Annotated in this window: 17 protein-coding genes; all 17 read right to left on the bottom strand. The window is 30.1% G+C overall.

The features are described 5' to 3' along the window. Positions 1-12: 12 nt before the first annotated feature. The 17 genes from PZA12_RS13020 to PZA12_RS12940 all read right to left on the bottom strand — a co-directional run bounded on the left by PZA12_RS13020 (position 13) and on the right by PZA12_RS12940 (position 18,130). Positions 13-1,083, bottom strand: a complete 1,071-nt coding sequence (locus PZA12_RS13020) for an HD-GYP domain-containing protein (RefSeq protein ID WP_077842957.1) — start codon at positions 1,081-1,083, stop codon at positions 13-15. A gap of 443 nt (positions 1,084-1,526) precedes the next feature. Further along, on the bottom strand, positions 1,527-2,399 hold the full coding sequence (locus PZA12_RS13015) for a cysteine ABC transporter substrate-binding protein (protein ID WP_077842956.1): 873 nt from the start codon (positions 2,397-2,399) through the stop codon (positions 1,527-1,529). Positions 2,400-2,423: 24 nt separating this feature from the next. Further along, positions 2,424-3,173, bottom strand: a complete 750-nt coding sequence (locus tag PZA12_RS13010; protein WP_017211656.1) for an amino acid ABC transporter ATP-binding protein — start codon at positions 3,171-3,173, stop codon at positions 2,424-2,426. Between the two features lie 11 nt (positions 3,174-3,184). Then, the gene (locus PZA12_RS13005; protein WP_012058722.1) at positions 3,185-3,862 is read right to left on the bottom strand and encodes an amino acid ABC transporter permease; all 678 of its coding nucleotides are present in this window, start codon (positions 3,860-3,862) and stop codon (positions 3,185-3,187) included. Continuing rightward, positions 3,843-4,508 carry an amino acid ABC transporter permease gene (locus PZA12_RS13000; protein WP_012058721.1) on the bottom strand — a complete coding sequence of 222 codons (666 nt, stop codon included), beginning with the start codon at positions 4,506-4,508 and terminating at the stop codon, positions 3,843-3,845. Before PZA12_RS13000 ends, PZA12_RS13005 begins: the two co-directional genes overlap by 20 nt. Positions 4,509-4,955: 447 nt before the next feature. After that, positions 4,956-5,378, bottom strand: a complete 423-nt coding sequence (locus PZA12_RS12995; RefSeq protein ID WP_078115556.1) for a 3D domain-containing protein — start codon at positions 5,376-5,378, stop codon at positions 4,956-4,958. 300 nt (positions 5,379-5,678) lie between these two features. Continuing rightward, positions 5,679-7,151, bottom strand: coding sequence for a protein adenylyltransferase SelO (locus PZA12_RS12990; protein ID WP_078115557.1), 1,473 nt, complete (start codon positions 7,149-7,151; stop codon positions 5,679-5,681). A gap of 378 nt (positions 7,152-7,529) precedes the next feature. Then, positions 7,530-7,829: a hypothetical protein gene (locus tag PZA12_RS12985; protein ID WP_077839247.1), complete on the bottom strand. Its 300-nt coding sequence runs from the start codon at positions 7,827-7,829 to the stop codon at positions 7,530-7,532. Between the two features lie 679 nt (positions 7,830-8,508). Beyond that, positions 8,509-9,561 carry a galactose ABC transporter substrate-binding protein gene (locus PZA12_RS12980; RefSeq protein WP_078115558.1) on the bottom strand — a complete coding sequence of 351 codons (1,053 nt, stop codon included), beginning with the start codon at positions 9,559-9,561 and terminating at the stop codon, positions 8,509-8,511. Positions 9,562-9,744: 183 nt separating this feature from the next. Further along, positions 9,745-9,873 (bottom strand): hypothetical protein, encoded by a 129-nt coding sequence (locus PZA12_RS12975; protein ID WP_264647034.1) that lies wholly within the window; start codon positions 9,871-9,873, stop codon positions 9,745-9,747. 80 nt (positions 9,874-9,953) lie between these two features. Next, positions 9,954-11,396 carry an ATP-binding protein gene (locus PZA12_RS12970; protein WP_078115559.1) on the bottom strand — a complete coding sequence of 481 codons (1,443 nt, stop codon included), beginning with the start codon at positions 11,394-11,396 and terminating at the stop codon, positions 9,954-9,956. Between the two features lie 744 nt (positions 11,397-12,140). Then, positions 12,141-13,187, bottom strand: a complete 1,047-nt coding sequence (locus tag PZA12_RS12965) for a glycerol-3-phosphate dehydrogenase (protein WP_078115560.1) — start codon at positions 13,185-13,187, stop codon at positions 12,141-12,143. A 163-nt stretch (positions 13,188-13,350) separates the two neighbouring features. Continuing rightward, on the bottom strand, positions 13,351-14,166 hold the full coding sequence (locus tag PZA12_RS12960) for an HAD-IIA family hydrolase (RefSeq protein ID WP_078115561.1): 816 nt from the start codon (positions 14,164-14,166) through the stop codon (positions 13,351-13,353). Between the two features lie 31 nt (positions 14,167-14,197). Continuing rightward, positions 14,198-15,574 (bottom strand): sn-glycerol-1-phosphate dehydrogenase, encoded by a 1,377-nt coding sequence (locus PZA12_RS12955; protein ID WP_242964424.1) that lies wholly within the window; start codon positions 15,572-15,574, stop codon positions 14,198-14,200. 246 nt (positions 15,575-15,820) lie between these two features. Further along, complete coding sequence (locus PZA12_RS12950) at positions 15,821-17,095, bottom strand: PTS galactitol transporter subunit IIC (protein ID WP_077839241.1); 1,275 nt, start codon at positions 17,093-17,095, stop codon at positions 15,821-15,823. 222 nt (positions 17,096-17,317) lie between these two features. Further along, positions 17,318-17,602, bottom strand: coding sequence for a PTS sugar transporter subunit IIB (locus tag PZA12_RS12945; RefSeq protein WP_077842946.1), 285 nt, complete (start codon positions 17,600-17,602; stop codon positions 17,318-17,320). A gap of 51 nt (positions 17,603-17,653) precedes the next feature. Further along, positions 17,654-18,130: a PTS sugar transporter subunit IIA gene (locus tag PZA12_RS12940; protein ID WP_077841046.1), complete on the bottom strand. Its 477-nt coding sequence runs from the start codon at positions 18,128-18,130 to the stop codon at positions 17,654-17,656. Positions 18,131-18,282: the final 152 nt, after the last annotated feature.

Here is an 18,282-nt window from a genome sequence, read left to right as displayed (position 1 = left end):
ATCCTCCTAAAATTAAATTTCACTAGTCTTTGTAATAAAAAGTGTTAATTCTTTCAGTAGATCGACTTCATAAGGTTCAGATAGTAAACTTCCCGTTTCATCATACAACACCTTTACTACAGGGCGCATTGGCATTGAGTTGTTTTGTTTTACAACTAACCCCTTTTCATTTGAATTTAGAATAACACCACTTCCTGTAGGAAAAGCTGCTATATTCATAGTAAATTTTTTCACTATCTCTTCATCAAAATAAATATTACTCATACCTATTAGATATTCAATTGCTTCATACACAGTTTTCCGTTCATTTTCTTCTCGGCCGGATATCATATTATCAAACGTATCACAAATAGATACAATTTTTGCCAATTGATTTATTTCATCTCCTTTTAACTGCAAAGGATATCCACTTCCATCATTTCTTTCATGATGCATTAAAACAGCCACTTTAACATATGCATTCCAAACATGCTGATCCCCTAGAAAATCATACCCAATCTTAGGATGCATTAATTCCATATATCTATTGAATTCATTTTTATCTTTAAATCCAGACGAAATTTTTTTATCGTTCATAATTCTTATTTTGCCAATATCATGCAAAAGTGCACCTGCAGCTATATCTTTTAATTTTGACATGCTGTATCCCATATGAGTTCCTATAATTGTAGCTAATACGCATACATTTACGGAATGAGAATATATATTATTATCACTAGCACTTATTTCTGCAACATTTATTAAAACATCTTTATTTGATAGTATATCTTCAATAACTGAGTTGACAGAATTCATAACGCTGTTATTATCAGTTTTTCCTTCACGGCAATATCCATCTATCATTTTTTTTACTGCATGTTTACTCATTTGCCGTGTCTTATCAGAAATACTTTCTTCAATGTCGAGATTTTTTGATATATCATCATCAATATATACCGAATAAATACCAAGTTCCTTAATTTTTTCGATATAATAAGGTTTCAGCCTCACTCCAACGCTAAGTAAAATTCTACCAGATTCATCAAAAATCTGTTTTCCTAGTATTTCATCTCCCTTTAGGCTGGAAACACTAACAACTCTCATATACACCTCCGAATGAAATAATTAAATATAGTTTGCTTACAACACAACTTTTAAAGAAAGCAAACACATACTAAAATCTATTTGGATTTTTATTAACTAGACTTAAAAGAAAAAACTTTCCCAAATAGGTATTCATATTTAAATATTAGCATAATCTTACACATTTGACTACAAAAAAAATATCGCTATTAATCGATTTAATGCCCATGAATACAAACTTCGTACTCATACATTCCGATTCTCAAAACGAGAATAAAATCGTAGGCGAATATATCTTCTTTTTTATTTTCTTTATAAAACATAACTTTCTTATAAAACTTTAATTAAGCGATTTAAAATACTAGCTGAGCATAATACTTCTTAAATATTGATTGCAGTGTATAATTCGAGTGCATAAAAATAAAGGATGAAGATTACATTGTATCCTCATCCTTTAAAAAATCTTATTGTATTTTTCCACCTTCAACTACAAGGCTATCTTCAAATTCAGCACCATATACTGATTTTAATGTTTCATCATAAGCTTTGTGAACAAAGTTCTCTTTGCCTAAGCTTTCAAGTTCAGTGTTAATCCAATCTCTAAGTTCTGTATTACCTTTAGTAACAGCTGGAGCAATGGTATCTGTACTTCCAAGTGATGGTATACCAACAGAGAATCCAGGATTATCTTTAGCCCATGCAATAACTTCTGTGTTATCACTTAAAATAGCATCACCACGTTTATCTTTTAATGCTTGGAATATTTCTGAATACTGTTCATATTTTACAAGTTCAACGTCTGGATGGTTTTTAGTCATATAAGTTTCAGCAGTTGTTCCCTTAGCTACAATAACCTTCTTGCCTTTAAGTTGATCTTCTGAAGTAATTTTAGCGCCATCTGGTGAAACTACGCCAAGTGATACTTTCATATAAGGATTTGCAAAATCAACTTTTTCTTTTCTTTCATCAGTGACAGTAAAGTTAGCCATAATTATATCAACTTTTTTAGATTCTAAATAAGAAACTCTACTTGCTGCGTCAACTAAAACAAATTCAACTTTTGACTCATCTCCAAGTAAATCTTTAGCAAATCTCTTTGCAACATATACATCAAATCCTTGGTTTTTTCCTTCTGAGTCAACATATCCAAATGGAGCTTTATCGCTAAATACACCAATCTTTATAGTTCCACGTTTTTTTATGTCTTCTAAAGAGCTAGACGCTGCTTTATTAGAATCACCTTTATTAGTTTGTGCTGAATTACCACAGCCAACAAAACTTCCAACTACTACAGTACTTAAAAGTAAAGCTGCTACTATTTTTTTTATGCTTTTCATATTTTGTCATCCCCCTATTAATAATTAAAATTGAAATATATTTAGAAAGTGCTTAGCACGTTCTGTCTTTGGATTTGTAAAGAATTCTTTTGGTCCCGACTCTTCACATATTTTGCCCTCATCCATAAAGATTATTCTATCTGCCACTGATTGGGCAAATCCCATTTCGTGTGTAACAATTACCATAGTCATACCTTGCTTAGCTAAGCCTAATATAACATCTAGTACTTCCCTTACCATTTCTGGGTCAAGAGATGCTGTTACTTCATCAAAAAGTATTATTTCTGGATTCATACATAATGCCCTAACTATAGCTATTCTTTGCTTTTGGCCCCCTGAAAGTTGACGTGGATATGAATCTTTCCTGTCAAGTAATCCAACCTTATTTAAAAGTTGTTCTGCTTGAGCAAGTGCCTCAGATTTCTCTCTTTTCTGAACCTTTAAAGGACCTAAAAGTATGTTTTCAATAACTGTCATATGAGGAAATAATTCATAGTTTTGAAAAACCATTCCTATTTTCTCGTGAATCTTTTGCCAATCGGCATTTTTATCTGTAAAACTTTGTTCCTTAAATTTAATATCTCCACCTTGAATTTTTTCTAGTCCATTGAGACATCTCAAAAAAGTACTTTTTCCACAGCCTGAAGGTCCTAAGATAACTAGTACTTCTCCTTTGTGGAGACTTAAGTCAATACCTTTTAATATTTCTTTTTCATCGTATTTTTTGTGAACATCCTGTATTTCAAGCAAGACAGGATTATTATTCTTATCCATGTATGTTCCTCCTAATTATTCCACTTTGATTCTAGTCTTTTCGATATTTTTGATAGTGGATAACATATTATAAAGTACAAGAAGAATATAAAACCATAAATCCAGAAAGAAGCAGTAGGAAATTGAAATCTTGAACTTTCAATAATTTGCTGCCCCATCTTAACAACATCTATAACACCTATTAAAACTACAAGCGAAGTAGTTTTAATCATTCTAGTTGCTAAATTGATGGTTCCAGGTATCATTCTTCTTATAGCTTGAGGCATAAGTACATATCTATATATTTGATAATAATTTAAACCTAAAGCCTTACCCGATTCAATCTGGTGTTTTGGTAATGATTGAAGAGATCCTCTTACTATATCTCCCATTTCTGCTGCGCCCCAAAGACTGAATACAATAACAGAAACAACTTCTCCACTAAGGTTTATATTTAATGCTGTAGTAACTCCAAAGTAGAATACAAATAACCAAACCAACGTTGGTATTATTCTAAAAGCTTCTAGGTAAACTCTGTTAATAAAAAGTATCGCCTTCGATTTTGTAGTCCTACTCAAACCTATAAGTATTCCTAGTATAGATCCTATAATAATAGATATAAAAGCAATTTCTGCTGTTACGAACAGGCCTTCAAATAAACGCTTAATATTGTTTTCTTGAAAAATAACACTAATTGCCGAATTCTGCATATCGAACCTTCCTTTCTATCCAAGACATTAGAAATGATAAAGGTAGAATCATGATAAGATAAATCAAAACTAGCAATGATAATGATTCAAAAGTTCTATAGTACATTCCTATCAAATCTTTTGTTAAATTTGTGAGATCCATTATTGATATAGCTCCAAGTACAGAAGTTTCTTTCAATAAAAATATGCAATTTGCACTTATTGAAGGCATACTTACTGAAAAAGCTTGTGGAATTATGACATATCTAATAAGTTGGCCCTTTGAAAGACCAATGCTTATGCCAGATTCAATTTGTGTCTTACTTACAGCCTCAACTCCGCTTCTAAAAGCTTCAGCCATATAGCTACCGCCAAGAAATGCTAAACCAATTATAGCACAAGTAGCTTCTCCCATTTTAAATCCTAATTTAGGCAAACCAAAATACAGAAAAAATATCTGTACAAGTAGTGGAGTATTTCTCGAAAGCTCAATATAAGCTTGTACAATTTTATCCAAAACTCTTACTTTAAAGTATAATATTATTCCGCATAGTAATCCTATTACCAATGATAAAAGTATTCCTACAATAGCTAACTTTAATGTAAGCCATGCAGCTTTCTCATACAAAGGCAAATTAGTCACTACGAAATTCCAGTCAATATTCATTTATTTATCACCTTTTTAATTTTTTTAATTCATACAATTCTTGTAGGAATACTTTTATACTAACAACTATTCCCTAGTTTGTCAATCTTATTCCTTTATATTATTAATTAGTTAATATATAGCACGTTATTTTTTGTTTTTATCTTTAAATAAAAACTTTTATTGATATAATTTTAAATAAATTAAGATATTATTGATATTTTGTCAATAACACTACATCAATTTTCCTCTTTTTCAAATAAAAAAAGTGTCCCTATATTTTAGAAACACTTCTTTTAGATATTATAACAATTGAATATTCACTTTATAAACTTAAGTATAACTGATCTCTAAATAAGCTTGTCTAAGTCAATCTGAATAAATTGCTTTCTGGATTTAATTATTAGAATTATTTTTATAGATCATTTTATCACTTATATTAGATTAGTTAAACATTTTCATTTTTCTTTAATTATCAGATTTTCCAAATACCGTAACCTTAACAGTTCTCCTACCCCAATTATCACATTCACTATCGCTATCAAAATAAACATCAATAGAATTGCCTTTTATCGCACTTCCACTGTCTGCAGCTATTGCATATCCATAACCTTCTATATATAAATATGTTCCAAAAGGAATTACGCTTGGATCCACCGCTACTGTACTTATCCCACTTGCATTTCTCTTTACTATTTTTCCACTTGCTGTCACACTTCCTGACTCCGCTGTGTACGCTGTTGTTGAGCAGATTATATCTTTATTTTGTGTTGCAGCTGCTTTAGCTAAATTAGCTGAAAAAGCAGTTCCAATACCTAAATAAATACTCAAAGCTACAAAAAAAACGATTGATTTTTTTGCAACTTTTATCCATTGATAACTTTTTGACATCAAATCTCTCCTTTTCAATTTCCAGAATACGTTTTTTATTATACCATAAATTTCATTAGTTGTTAAGTGTAAACGTATAAATTTTATGTCTTTTTTATTACTTTTTAAATTTTTTATATGATTTTTTATTAAAATTAGTTTTAGTTTTACATAATAATTCTAATATTTTTTATTATTCTAAATACATAATCCCAATGATTTATGTATTTTTCACAAAATTAAAAAAGGGCTATATTATGTCTCGCCCTTTTTTAGGTATTTTTTATTTTATTAAAAATTTATTAATATTATTATTTAAACTTAGGTTCCGCAATAAGTTCGATACGAGCCACAAGATTTTGGAGGCAATTTTTCATATTCAGATTGATTATCTGAATATGCGTAAGGATTAGATAGTACATTTAATAGTTTATTCATAACTGTATAATCGCCTTCTTCAGCAGCCGACAATGCTTCCTCAACTCTATAATTACGTGGTATTACGTAAGGATTTGAATTTTTCATTAACATATTAGAAAACTCTTTAGATTCCTGCTGTCTATCTAATCTTGCCTTCCATAATTCATGCCATTGCTCAAATTCTTTAGTCTTAAATAACTCCATATCAGAACATCTATCTAAAGTTAAAGAACTAAATGTATTAGTATAATCTGCTTTATATTTATACATAATACTTAGCAAATTTTCAATAAGTGCTTCATCTTGAGATTCTTTATTGAATATTCCGAGTTTTGATCTCATTCCTCTAATCCAATTATCGTGATATAAATCTGCAAACTTTGAAAGTTCATTTTGTGCAATTTCTACTGATTTTTCATGATTATTATGGATTAGTGGCAATAAGGTTTCAGCAAACCTAGCTAAATTCCATTCAGCTATAGGTGGTTGATTTCCATATGAATATCTTCCTTCTCTATCAATAGAACTAAATACGGTTTCCGGATCATATGTATCCATAAAGGCACAAGGTCCGTAATCTATAGTTTCTCCACTAATAGCCATGTTGTCAGTATTCATAACTCCATGAATAAAACCGACTAATTGCCATTTTGATATCAATGAAGCTTGCCGTTTAATAACTTCTTGAAGTAAAAAAATATAAGGATTCTCTAATTTATCACCATCAGAAAAATGACGTTTAATAGTGTAATCAGCTAGAGCTTTGAGTTCCTCTATAGTTCCCCACTTTGCAGCATACTGAAAGGTAGCAACTCTAATATGGCTTGAAGCTACCCGAGTTAGAATAGCACCTGAGAGCACGTTTTCTCTAATTACAGGCTCTCCAGTTGTTACTACTGCTAGACTCCGAGTTGTTGGAATTCCAAGGCCTTGCATTGCTTCACTAATAATATATTCACGCAACATTGGCCCAAGTGCGGCTCTTCCATCGCCACCTCTAGAGTATGGTGTTCTGCCTGATCCCTTTAGCTGAATATCAAATCTTTCACCACTTGGCGTAATTTGTTCACCAAGTAATATAGCTCTACCATCACCCAACATATTAAAATAACCAAATTGATGTCCTGCATAAGCCTGAGCAATAGGCAAGCTTCCTTCTTCTATTTTATTTCCAGCAAATATTTCTATACTATCACTATCATGAAGTATTTCTGTCTTCAATCCTAATGATTCTGTAAGCTGCTGATTAAGAATAACTAATTTAGGAGATCTTACTGGTGTTGGATTTTGCTTGCTAAAAAATATTTTAGGTAGATCAGCATAAGTATTCTCTAATTTCCATCCTACTTCTGATTTTATTTTCATATCTTGCATTATATCTCTCCTTTCTTCTTTTGTTTTTTAGTTCTTTTATTTTATAAGTAAAAACGATATATAACCGAAAGTATTTCTCTTAATTTGTATCATACTTACATAATTATAACCCTTTTTATTATCTGCTTATGTTCAATTATTATACTCTTGTAAATAATCACAGCAATAATACTTTTCACTTTTCAAATAATTGCCGGATACTATTTATGTAATATAAATTCAACTTCTACTAATTATCCTAATAATTAATATAGACAGTAAATCTAATTGAATAAATTTACTGTCTAACAAATATTTATATTATCTAAACTTATTTTTTATCTTTTTGTATTTCAAATTTTTTTATTATTTCTTATATTTATCTTGTTTAAATTGACGTTAAGATTGAGATATAAGACTTCCTGTTACAGAGAATGTTCCATATTTTGTATCAACAGATGCTGACAATAGATTACCATTTAAAATACCTTTAGCAGAATATTTTAACTTAGCCAATAGAATTTTTATTTCTCCAGAAAATTCAAAATTGTTTCCATGAATTCTTCCGTTATTAAATTTGCTTTTAAATCCCATTCCATCAATTACTCCTGTCAAAGATTCACCATTTATTACAAAAGTAATTCTGCCCTGCTGACTACCAAACGGAGCATTTAATACAACATCATATATTTTTGTCAATTTAGCTGCACCCCTTTTTCTTATCTAGATTGTTTATTATATATTAGAATATGATAATTATTCATTAAATTCTTCTATTAAAATATAAATTTAATTTTAATTTCCTAAATTTAAATTAAAATGTACTATTGCAGCTAATTCTATAAGCATATTTCTCCAACAAAAATATTTTACTAATTCTAAAATTTATATTTTTTATACAATAATGTTATCTTACATACTATTTGGATTTGCTAATCATAAACTTCATTACATCAATATATATGTTACAATTTAATTTCTACATTATTATTTTAATTGAGCACTTGGCTTGCTAGAATTTTAAATGTAAGTTTATTATTGCAACGTATATATATTGTTTTTTTAATTTTACAAGCTATGCATGTCCTAAATTGTACTAATGAAAATATTTATATGAAATATATAGGTATACATATATATTTCTAGACTTTGGCTGTGTGATAGTCTCATGGAAATTAAATTTGATTATGAATCGCATTAGATGTGACACCTTTTCTATATTTAAATTCGCTAAAATCTTATGATTTTCAGCTGCCTAATTCCATATTTATATAATATTAATTCTATTTAAAGGCCAAAAATCTTGAATTATTTAGCTTTCACACAGCACTTCGCATCATTAATTATTTTAATCCTAATTAAAATCTCATTACTTCAACTATTTTATGAATTCCTTATACTTTAAATGAACTCTAAATCCAGTTTCATCAAATTTATATTTAGTGTTTTCGATGGGTGATTTACCATAAGCCAAATTCATACCGATAAAATAAAGAGCTTCAGCAAGATCGCTAGGTTCTACAACAACGGTTCCCGACATAAACCCTTTTTTTATCAAATCTTTAGCAGTCGGCATACCGTCGATGCCTACAACTGGAATTGTTTTAGATTTACCGCCTTTGTTGTATCCATATTTCTGCAAAGCTTCAACCGCTCCTATTGCCATCGCATCATTATTTGAAACTATTGCTTCAATTTTGTCACCATATTTAAGAAATAATGACTCCACAGCACTTTGGGCACAATCTTCCATCCACTCACACGATGGAGAAGCAAGTTCCTCTGTTTTTATTCCAGCATCATTAAGCGCTAAAATTGAATATTTTGTCCTTAACGATGTTAGAGGGCTTCCGATTCTACCTTTTAGCATAATATACTGCAATACATCATCCTGATTTTTATCTATTATCCGCTTATTAGCTCTCCATTCATTAACAAGAATGCTCCCTTCCATTGTACCTGATTGTTCAAAATCTGCGCCGACAACAACAAAACGTTTATATGGTTTAACAAAGTTTATTATTTCTTGTACTGGATCAGGATTCAAAATTATAGGAATGTCTTTTTCCATTATTTTGCGCAAAGTACTTTCTACATCTTTTAAATTTGGAGATATTATACTTATAATAAAAAGATCAAAGTCTTGCGAAAGAGCTTTCTCTATGCTTTCATTTTGTTTAGCTTGATTGTCTTTAGCATCAAAAAACGTAAACTTGACTTTTTCTTCATTTTCTTTTTCAATACGTTCTAAATTTTGTTTAAGGAGAGAAATATACATAGCGCTAGAGTTATCTGAAAATACTGCTATTTTAATAGGAGTGTTTTTACTTAAATTGGGGATAGCATATACACTTTTTGTTGAAGTATCTAGTGATGTAATTATTAATAAAGTTAAAATTATAAATATTATTATTTTTTTTAAGATGCTCATTACCGATCCTCCATATTTTTTCGTTAAGTTATAATATTTAAATTTATCATGTGTTTTAATATAAAAAATATTCTTAATTTAAAGTGATTAGATTATAATTATATAAACTTAAAAAGTGCAGTACCAAAATATATTTTTTAGTACTGCACTTTTTTGATTCTACAAACTTATAGTTGCCATTTATTATACTCCAGTTCTAGGAATCCCTCTTACAGGTTTATGTCTTTTCCTATTTTTTGCTGGCATAGATGTATTTGTTGTATTTGTTGAATCATTTTCATCATTATTTGTAATAAATTTATAGTTTGTCATTTTTTCTCACCTCATTTTTAGTTTATACTTTTTCTAATTTTTATATTCATAATCAAAAATGAAATGATATCTAAATATTATCAGAAATATATGTCAGAAAATTCAACATTAATGGCATTTATTAACCTGTTATCATATCTTTGTGATATTTTACTTTCTTCATTAACTATATCCTCTTTAATAGGTAAAGTTATGGTAAACTTACTTCCACACCCAACCTCACTCTCAACTTCTATTTCTCCTTCTAATATAATTACTAACATCTTTACAAGAGCTAATCCAATGCCACTACCTTCTGCTAACCTCGAAAGATTATTTTCAACTTGTCCAAATCTATGGAATATCACTTTATGTTTCTCTTTTGGTATACCAACCCCCGTATCAGTTACAGATATATCTACTGTTTTATTATTGATATTTTCTTTAAACTCAACAGTTATTGAGCCTCCTTCCGGTGTAAATTTTATAGCGTTTGATAATAAATTTAAGATTATACGTTCATATTTTTCATCATCTATTGAAATATTTTTATTGTTAACATTAGTTTTAAAATAAAGATTAATTCTCTTTTGATCCGCATAAACTTTTATTGATTCTGTAATTAATCTTGTTAAAGATACAATATCTAAATATTTCAAATTTAATTTAAACTGATCCGATTTTAATTTTGTAATGTCTAGTAAATTATTCACAAGTCTCAATTGTCTAAATGTATTACGTTTTATACTTCCAATAAGTTTATTCACTGATTCAGGAATTTCACTAATATACACATGTTCAATCAATTGTATAGCTGAATAAATAACATTTATTGGCGTTTTAAATTCATGTGTAATTAAAGTTATAAATTCATCCTTCATTGCTAAATCTTTTTCAAGAAACTCTCTTTGTCTCTTTTCTGATTCATACAACAATTCTTTTTGTTCAGTTATCTTTCGATTTTGCTTTCTTAGCAATAGTTCACGCTCTATTGCATCAACTACAGTAGTTAATGTCATTAAAAAAAATGGATTATGAAGTATAATCGCAGTCATAATACATATACTTCCCAATAAATTACCATCATCTGAATAATGAAATGGAACTCCATAACATGCGCAGTCTTGAAAACATTTATGATAGTGATTGCTTCCTATTAGTTGTATTGGGTGATTCTGCTTAAGTGTTAAACTAACTACATTTGTACCCATTTCCTCTTCTCGAAATTGTATACCTGGTTTAACTCCAAATTCAGACATTGTTTCGCTAATAGATTTATCTCCAAGAACATCTAGCAAATATCCATCTTCATCCGTAATTGTTATTAATACAGGTGTACCTTCTAACAATTTTATCATTTTATTACTGAAAAATTTGACAACTTCTAGAATTTCGTCATAAGCATCTCTTTTTTTCCCTAATTCTAATTCAGACATAATATTTTTAGGCATTTTAGGATTATTAGAGTCCAACCCTAACTCAAGACATTTCTTTTTTGATTCTATAATATAACTTGCTTCTTGCTCGCATTCGCATTGAAACATATATTGCTACCCCCTGAAAAAGAAAATCAGTAACTCAAACTATATCGAATACCATCTCACCATCTATAAAATTAAAGATATGCATAAGTTCTAAAAATTCATATACTCTAAAAATATCATATATAGATATTATGTCTTTAGAAATAAATGTTTAGGCTCTATTAAGAACACTTTTTTGAAGTATGCAAATAAATACATCATAAATGTATGCCTTTTCATAAAAAGTGATTAAATAATATATACTCATTAAAATAAACTTCTTCCCAACTTTACTAATAAAAAAACTTTATGTATTGGTAATATTAAATATGTATTAGCGTTATTAACATAGAAACTTATCTTAAATTAAATGGAATTTTGATTCTAACGAAATAAAATTTTATGAGTTACTATGAAATATAGTAAACAAAAAGAAATTAATATACATACATGTATATTAATTCACTTTTTTACACAATTTTCTTATGTAATTATAACACTAACTCTCTTTAACTGGAATAACAATTTTATAAAAATAGAAAACATAATGAATTTATTTTTCTTATCTTTTAATGATTATATCATATACTGTAAAAGAAGCTTATGAAAAGTACAGCACTAAGTTTAAATCTAGTACTGTACTCAAAATATCATATCAATAATATTTACCACACGTTCATTTTATAATCATGGTAATTTAACTTTAGAATTTTAATTAAAGTTATTAAACTTTACATTCCAAATTTTCAGCTAGTTAATGATAAATTATAGTATTTTTTCAGACTCGAATGCTTTCCATGGAATATTAACCTTGCCATCTGAATTTATAATCTCATCAATATGAGTTATCATTGGAAAATCACTAAGTTTAACTACTCCTTTTTCTGCTAAGCAACGTACGTATTTCGCAGCACGAGTAGCAATAACTACTGATTCTAATGTAACTCCTTTTAATTGTTCCATAGCTTCCTTAAATGAAAATCCTTGTCCTAATAAAGTTCCTATTCTACGTGTACGTCCACCAAATACAGTTACATATAAGTCGCCGCCAAAATATATAATGTTTTCTTCTCCTCCTCCGACTATTTCCAAAAGGCGTTTAGCTTCCTTTATGCTTTGTCCAAAAAGTGCAGCCTGAGAATTGTAATGTTCCTTTCCAGATCCATCAGCTCCAATAGCTAATCCAATAGCTAGTGATACGCCTAAAGCATAAGCATTCTTTAGCGCTACAGCACATTCAACACCTATAATATCTGTAGATAAGCTAATATGATAGTATGAAGTTTCAAATAAACTCTTAAACTTTCTAAGTAAGTTTATGTTATCACCACAAAATACGACTTCAGAATTATCTTTATCGGCAAGTTCATAACTAGTACATGGTCCACCTACAGCGCTAATAGAAAGTTTCTTATTAGACGGAAGTTTACTTAAAAAGTAGTTAGGATAATTTATCATTTTGCCATCCTCTTCAGTAATCATTCCCTTTGTTATTGAAAGAATAGGAATCTCTTCTGGTATAATAGGTAATATATTGTCTGCAAACCAGTCAACACCAAAGCTGCTGACTCCACAAATAATAAGCTCTGCTCCATCTATTGCTTCATTTACATCTTCAATTTGATAGTATTCAATTCCTGTTTCAGGTAATTGACGTTTTAATGTCGAATGAAAACCTGTAGCCTTCGCAGTATTTATGATTTCTCTATCTAATGGTGTACCCACAAGTCTTATCTTATTATTATTTTCTGTTGCTGGGAAAGTTAGTGCAGATGCCATTTGGCCTGCTCCAATAATTGTTATAATGCTCATAACATTACCTCCTAATTTTGAATATTAACTTCTTTTTAATTTCTCAAAACTCATAGAATTTAATTATTTTCCATGAATTTTCAATACTTTTTAACATACAGCTGCTAAATAAGTTCTTCTAAACATACAATGGCTAGATAAAATTCTTATAATCATCCAGGACTTAAATAAAGCTTTCATAAAATCGCATCAACTCTTCACCAATATATTTAATTGATGAGAATACATAATCTGCAGTTATGTCAGATTCTTTATACATAGCTTCTGATGTCTCGCCACTTAATACAAGAATGCTAGTTATTCCTGCATTAACTCCAGTTTTAATGTCAGTGTAAAGCCTGTCTCCTACAATTGCCACTTCTTCTTTTTTAAGGCCATACTTTTCAATGATAGCTTCTACTATATATCCATATGGTTTACCTATAACCACAGGAGAAATACCTGTAGATGCTTCAAACATTCTTATCATAGAGCCAGTATCAGGCATATATTTGCTATCTTCAATTGGACAATTAAAATCTGGATGAGTAGCTATAAATGGTACTCCATCTCTTAGATAATCACAAGCTGTCCATATTTTTTCATAAGTTAGTGTAGTGTCAAACCCAAGAACTACATAATCTGGTTTGTCATTTTTGTCCTTAACTAATATAAAACCTGCCCTTTCAAACTCTGTCATAAGTGGTTCTGTACCCATGAGATATATCTTGTTACCTATGCAGTTTTTCTTCATATACCATATGGTTGCTTCACCGGATGTGTAAATTTGTTCTTCATCAACATAGCAACCAAGTGCTGAAAGCTTTTGCTTATACGTTGATTTGTTTTTCGAAGAGTTATTTGTTAAGAATATAAATTTCTTTTGTTGACTTTTTAAAATGTCTAGAAAGTCTAAAGCTCCATCAATAATTGTATTTCCAAGATAGAAAGTCCCGTCCATATCTAATAAAAAACATTTAATATCTTTTAACTCATTCATTTTTACCTCCACATTAAAACATATAGTTGTCTTATATATTACTGGACTTATATAATTTATCAGCAATTAAATTAGCAATTTCTTCTGTTAATCCAAGATCATCAATTAAATGCACAACGCCATATCTTGTTCTTATGTCCTTTGCAGCAATAAAAGTCTTAATAAATAAATCCTTGTCTATTCCAAGTTCTTCAGGATGCCATACACATCCACTGTCCTGTAGTATTTTTTTTACGTTCTCAGAACTTGGCACTATAGTATATCCAATATCAAGAATTTCCTTCCAGTTTGCTGCTATCTTTTCTGCATTTTCTTGTCTCTTATCAGGATCTAATTCAATTGCATCCTTTTTATAATTAATTACATTACCTGCCACTTTACCAAATACGCTTTCAATATTTTGTCTCCATTTATTCATATCGTAGTATCTGAAGCTTTTCTTAGCCATAACACTTTTTATATCTATATCATTTAATGCTTCAAATAACATAGACATTACAACCGTACCTACTCCAACAAAGTTTCCATGTACCCATTTTTCTTCACTATTTCTTGTATGAAACATTATTTCCCAGCCATGAGCAATATGATGCTCAGAACCTGATGCAGGTCTTGAAGAACCTGACATTCCTATAGTTATTCCAGACAAGACTAGTGCATCTGTTATATTTTTTACTACTTCATGATTCCTTTCTGGAATCCTTGGTGCAGCAGCAACGCAATTATCTACTGCAGCTTGAACCATATCTGCAATAGTCTTACAATAATATTCTCCTGTTAAGAGGTTTGTAATTGACCAGTCTGCAAGAGCAGTATATTTACCTAATACGTCCCCAAGTCCTGAACAAAGTAAATACATTGGAGCATTCTTCATAATATCAATATCCGCATATATTCCATAAGCATAAGCTGCTTTATGAGATTCTTTGAATCCATCTGTAATTAAAGGCGATACCACAGATGCATAGCCATCCATGGATGGTGCAGTACATACTATGGCATAAGGCACATGTGCTCTGTAAGCCACATACCTGCAGATATCATTTATAACACCTGAACCTACACCAAGTATAAGTTCTGTATCATCTTCTATTTCTATTAAAACTCTTCCAAGAGCATATACATCAGGTAATAAGTGTTCCTGTGGAAATACATATTTCTTTAATAAAAAATCGTTATTTAATGTTTCTTCAACTCTTTTTCCAGCTACATCATATGTGTGTACATCTTGTACAATTAATATTTTTTTATTCTTAAACTCTTTAAGGAATTCTGGAAGTTGTTCTATTATATTACTTCCTATTTTTACAGAATTAATTTCTACACTATGCCTTTTCCCACATTCACACTTAAAATCCATTCCAATCAATTCTTCTACTTTTAAATTTATTACTTCCACTATAACCATCATCCTTTCCTTGTAAATAACCAATGGTGTTAAAGAGTACTAATAAGCACTCTTTAACAAATTAGGTTATTTAATCTTATCTGATGTCTAGCCACTGTAACACTCCCATCTTCTATTAAAGTGAGAGATAACAGTGGCACGACCCTAGACTGTGTACCCCTTGAGGGTATAACTTCAACTAACCTTCAGTGGGAGGTTTACCCTCAAGGGGTACCTAGAAAACTCCCTCTGAAGCTAAGTTTCACTTTATAGACTTCCTGTGAATAATTGGAATATCTTAATTACTATCCAGTTTAAGAAATTACCACCCATATCTAAGCTTGAAATAGTTGATGTTCCTGCTGGCATTGTAAACTGAGCCATTTGAGCCATTTGAGTATGGAATCCAGCAATATTTGTTGCCATTAGTAATCCTAATGCCATAACAATTGTACCTGATATAACTGAGTGCACTATATTACCTTTTGCCGCACCAACTATAAAGGCAACATAAAAACATATTGTAGCTAAATCTCCAAAAGGTAGAACTTGATTTCCAGGTAGTATTACTGCTAAGAATAATGTAATAGGAACTAATACAAGTGCTGTTGCAATAACTGCTGGATGTCCAACTGCTACTGCTGCATCCAAACCAATTGTAAGATTTCTATCTTTCCCAAAATTTTTCTTTTGCAAGAATTCTCTAACTGATTCTGAAACTGGAATTAAACCTTCCATAAGTATTCTAACCATTCTAGGCATTAAGAACATGACACCAGCCATTGAAATACCTATTTGCAAGATTTTATCTACACCATAGCCGGCAAGAATTCCAAGTACAATACCAAGAATAAGTCCCATCATCATAGGTTCTCCAAAAACGCCAAATCTTTTTTGAATAGTTTCTGGGTCTGCTTTTAAATTTTTTATCCCCGGAATTCTTTTTACTACACTGACAATAGGAATACCAATTAGACCACATGCAGCAGTTGAGCCGGTTGGTAATGATACTCCCTCAAGTCCAAAGAATTCTTGAACCATTGGAGCTGTCTTATCTGCAATCTTAATAACAGCAACTTCGTATAAAATACCAGCCAAAATAGCAAATAGCCAGTTACCATTAGTTAATACGTACACACTAGCACCAGCTGCAGTAAAGTGCCAATAATTCCATATATCAATATCAACTACATTTGTTGCCTTTGTAGCTAGCATTACTAAATTTACTAACATGGCTATTGGAATCATTATTGCTGCTATAGGAGATGCCCAACTTATTGCAGCAGCAGCTGGCCAGCCTACATCTATTATGCTTAGCTGTAATCCATATCTAGTAACCATTTGTTGTGCTGCGCCACCAAGATTTGTTGTAAGCAATCCGACAACCAAATTTATCCCAACAAAACCAATACCAATTGTAATACCTGATCTAAATGCTTTTTTAAATCCTTGTCCAAATATAATACCGATAATAGTAATTGTTAATGGCAGCATAACAGTTGGTCCTAAGTTTAAAATGTATTGCACTACATTTAATAACATTTTCTTTCCCCCTATATTATCAAATTTTATTTACTTTTATAAATTCTCAATTAAGCTGTTCATATCATAGATTTATATATGTGATTTAGTTTTTGAACAAAAAATACTATTAATTAAGATGTTTTATCCTGAGCTTCAAATACATACTTTTATGTGCTATAATAATTAGTAGTCTAATTAATTTTTTTATATAGGTCCACCTTTAAAGTGGCCTATCTTTTTTTATTTCAAAGCATCTATAATTCCTTGATCAACTTTTGCTGGATTAATATTAGTTAGATAGTTCATAGCATTAATTACAGGGAATTTATAATTTCGTGATGAAATTGTAGTTGTTACTAAGAGATCTGCTTGATCTTCATAACCTGCTACCTCTGAAATCTTGCATTGTATAATCCTCGCATTAATGCCATTAGTTTTAATCAAGTCTTCCACCTTTTTACATACAACTGTTGAAGTTGCTATTCCTGTACCACAAGCTACTAATATTAGTTTTTGTTTGTCCATTTTTTTACCTCCTTAAAATAAAATCATATAATTTAAATAATTGCTCATTACTTATTCGCAATTACAATTAAAGCTTGAAACGATATCATACACCTCGTCGCTATTTTTTGCTTGAAGCATATTTTCGAGAATGCTTTCATTCTGGATTAAAAACATTAATTGCTGTAACATTACTATCTGGCTGTGAGGTTCATTTAAAGCCATAGTAAATACTATATTGACATCTACGCTTCCATTTCCATCCATACTATTAAATTTCACGGGATTTTTTAGTGTTGCAATGGCTATTGCTGGTTTCTTAACATGTATGGTATCTGTATGGGGTATTGCAACATTGTATTTTCCAAGTAATAAACCTGTAGGAAATTTACTTTCTCTATTTACTAACCCATTAAAAAAGGAATCTTCTACAAATCCTGCTTCTAATAATATTGGAGATATCTTCTTAAAGACATCCTCTGCTGATTTAGCTTCAAGATTATTTACTACTAAATCTCTTCTTAAAAATTCTTTAATACTTCTAGTCATTTAACTTCCTCCTTTTTTGTAAGTATTTTATACGTTTTCATCCATGATTACATCTTCATAATATTTACAAAGCAATTATCATGCCAAAACTATGCTGAAAAGGTAACAATATATATTTTAAAATCAGCTTTTAATTTATCTTCAAGGTTATT

Origin of the sequence: Clostridium beijerinckii (assembly GCF_036699995.1) — a bacterium.
In the GTDB taxonomy this organism is placed as follows: domain Bacteria; phylum Bacillota; class Clostridia; order Clostridiales; family Clostridiaceae; genus Clostridium; species Clostridium helianthi.
Note: the sequence above shows the minus strand (reverse complement) of the source record. Positions and strands in the feature narration are given on the sequence as shown.